We start from the raw sequence: 3,180 nt of genomic DNA, 5'->3' as shown, positions 1-3,180 counted from the left end.
GCCGAGGTCAAGCGCAAGCTGGCCGAGATCCGCTACATCGAGCAACAGCAGCAGAAGGTGGTCAACTGGCTGCTGCCCGGCTCGTCCTCGCCGCTGGAGACCACGATCTCCTTCGAGCAGGTCGCGGTCGACCTGACCGCGTGGGTCGCCCGGATGGAGCCCGACCCGTATCTGAAGCAGGCCTACGAGTTCGGCGTGCTGGAGGACTTCGACCACCTCTACCGCTACGCCAACCTCTACGAGATGGTGCAGCACCGCAAGGCGGAGAAGATCGTGGAGGGGCTGACCGAGGTGATGCCCGGCCGGCCGACCAAGTTCCACCACCGGCACCCGGTCGACAACGTCCGCGACCCCTACGACCGCGACACCGCCGCGCCCCTGTCGAAGATGCACGCGTTGACGGTGATGGCCGCCGAGCAGCAGACCATGAACTTCTACATGAACGTCGGCCCGCAGTACATGGAACCGATCGCGCGGCAGCTCTACCAGGAGATCGCGCTGATCGAGGAGGAGCACGTCACCCACTACGAGTCGCTGGTCGACCCGGGCGAGACCTGGTGGGAGCGGCTGGTCAACCACGAGTACAACGAGGTCTACCTCTACCACTCCTTCATGCAGACCGAGTCCGACCGCAAGGTCAAGGCGATCTGGGAGCTGCACCTGAACATGGAGCTCGAGCAGCTGCGCATCGCCGCGGAACTGATGCGCGAGCACGACGGCCGCGACCCCGCCGAACTACTGCCCGCCGAGCTGCCCGAACCCCTGACCTTCGAACCGAACAAGGCCTACCTGCGCCACCTGCTGGACACCCAGATCGACCTCACCACCCTGGGCGCCGGCTACGTCTCCGAGGCCCACGAACGGTTCGAACAGTTCCAGGAAAAGATCATGGGCGGCGAGATCCCGCCCAGCGAGTTCGTCATCGACGCCCACCGCGACCAGTTCGGCACCGACTACCGCCTGGAGACCGAGGGCCCGCACCCCGCACCGGAACTGCAACAGCAGACCAGAACCAAGGCCTGACACCCGTGTGACTGATCGCACCCTGCTGGCTGGCTCCGCCCCATGACCTGGTCCGGGCCCTGCACCCACGCGATCACGTCCAGGACTTCGGACAGCGGCGTTTAGGGCCTCGCGCCGGCGGTATCCCCGCTCGGTGACGCAGGACCGTTCTGGTCCTCATGCGCCCCCGGTCAAACAGAGTGCCGGTGTTGTACCCGAAACCGGCGCGCCCGGCTGGCGCGGCCCTCGATTTTCGTTCCATGACGGCGTATTCGCCGGTCTCGGCGCGGAATTCTGACTTAAAGAATTGAAGGACATCGAAAATGGCACAGTCGAATCAGTTCCCGCCGCGCGCGGGTTCGCCCACCGCGACGGCTCCGGAGTCCGCGATGAGTGAGGCCGCCGAGGTCGGGAAGTCGGCCGCGGAACGCGCGGGTGAGGTCACCTCGGTGGTCGGTGAGCAGGCCAAGCAGGTGGCATCCGAGACCGGCACGCAGGCCAAGAACCTCCTGGAGGAGGGCGCAAACCAGCTGCGCGGCCAGGCCAGCGACGCCCAGCACAAGCTGGCCGAAGGCCTGCACGGCATGGCCGAGGAGCTTCGGCGGATGACCGACCGCGGCGACGACTCCGGGATGGCGACGGACCTGGTGCGCCAGGCGACCGAGCGGACCGAGCAGGTGGCGTCGTGGTTGAAGACCCGGGAGCCGGGCGACCTGATCAACGAGGTTCGCTCCTTCGCCCGTCGCCGGCCTGGAGTGTTTCTGGCCGGTGCGGCCGTGGCCGGCCTGCTGGCCGGGCGGCTGACCCGCAACATCGCGGCATCGGCAAAGGACAGCGGCCCCGATCGGCCCAACGGTGCGATGTCCTCGCGGCCGGGTGCTGAGCAGGGCTGGCGGACCGAGCGGCCGGCTCCGGGCTGGACCGCCGAGTCGCCGCTCCCCGCCGAGCAGACCGGTTCTGCGCGGCAGGTTCGGCCCGGACCGGTCGTCCCGCCCACCACCCCCGTGGTCCCGGCTGGACCGGGTGCGGTGCGACGATGACCGAACCGATGACCGGACCGGGCATCCCGACCGGCGCACACCATGTCGACGTGGAGAACCACTCGGTCGGTGAGCTGCTGGGCAACGTCACGCAGGACCTGATGACACTGCTGCGCCAGGAGATCGCGCTGGCCAAGGCCGAGCTCAAGGTCGAGGCGAAGAAGGCGGGCAAGGCCACCGGAATGCTCGGCGGAGCCGGGTTCGCCGGTTACATGGTGCTGCTGTTCCTGTCCTTCGCGCTGTGGTGGGCGCTGGCCAACGTGATGGACCAGGGCTGGGCCGCGCTGATCGTGGCGGTGCTGTGGGCGGTGATCGGCGGTGGGCTGTACGTGGCTGGCCGCGGTGCGCTGCGCAACCTCAATCCGACACCGGAACGCACCGTCGAGACCGTCAAGCAGGTACCCCAGGCCCTCAAGCCGCACCAGGAGATGTCATGACCACCACCGATCCCGACCAGCTCCGCAGGGAGATCGAGCAAACGCAGCGCGGGCTGAGCGCCGATGTCAACGCCCTGACCGAGAAAGTGACCCCGAGCCGGATCGTGCACCGTCGTGTGCACCGGGCCCGCCGCTCCCTGACGACCATGAAGGACACGATCATGGGCACCACCTCCCAGACCACCGACCGGATGAGCTCGACCGCATCCACCATGGGGGACAACGTTTCCTCCGCCGCCTCAACCGTGGGGGACAAGGTCTCCTCGGTGGCCTCGACCGTGGGCGACAACGTCTCCTCCGCGGCATCGACAGCGGGTCACATGGTCACCGAGGCCCCGCAGGCCGTGCGCCGGCAGACCCAGGGCAACCCGCTGGCGGCCGGACTGGTCGTGTTCGGCCTGGGCTGGCTGACCGCCTCGCTGTTGCCGCCCAGCAAACGGGAGCGGGAACTGGCCGACCACGCCAAGGACCTGGCCCAGGAGCACATTCAGCCCGCGGTCGGTGAGATGGCCGAACAACTGAAGGACAACCTCCGCGAGCCCGCCGAGCAGGCCGTCGAGTCCATCAAGGCGACGGCACAGGACGCCGGCTCCACCGTGGCCGACGAAACCCGCTCGGCCGCCGAGGACATCAAGAACCACGCCCACGACGCCAAGGACAACATCAAGGAGCACGGCAACTCCGCACCCCGGCAACACTGA

At 68.1% G+C, this 3,180-nt stretch carries 4 protein-coding genes; all 4 read left to right on the top strand.

Annotation, left to right across the window (positions count from 1 at the left end):
• On the top strand, positions 1 to 1,023 hold a 1,023-nt coding region (locus VFO68_RS16430; RefSeq protein WP_325159166.1), incomplete at its 5' end, for a hypothetical protein.
• A 368-nt stretch (positions 1,024 to 1,391) separates the two neighbouring features.
• Positions 1,392 to 2,042: a hypothetical protein gene (locus VFO68_RS16425; RefSeq protein WP_325159165.1), complete on the top strand. Its 651-nt coding sequence runs from the start codon at positions 1,392 to 1,394 to the stop codon at positions 2,040 to 2,042.
• On the top strand, positions 2,039 to 2,479 hold the full coding sequence (locus VFO68_RS16420; protein ID WP_325159164.1) for a phage holin family protein: 441 nt from the start codon (positions 2,039 to 2,041) through the stop codon (positions 2,477 to 2,479). The genes VFO68_RS16425 and VFO68_RS16420 overlap by 4 nt, the downstream gene beginning before the upstream one ends.
• Entirely contained in the window at positions 2,476 to 3,180 is a 705-nt protein-coding gene (locus VFO68_RS16415; protein ID WP_325159163.1) for a DUF3618 domain-containing protein, read from the top strand. Before VFO68_RS16420 ends, VFO68_RS16415 begins: the two co-directional genes overlap by 4 nt.

It is taken from the genome of Actinophytocola sp. (assembly GCF_035712165.1).
Taxonomy (GTDB): domain Bacteria; phylum Actinomycetota; class Actinomycetes; order Mycobacteriales; family Pseudonocardiaceae; genus DASYTH01.
The sequence above is the reverse complement of the archived record's forward strand: the minus strand, read 5'-3'. Positions and strand labels throughout refer to the sequence as shown.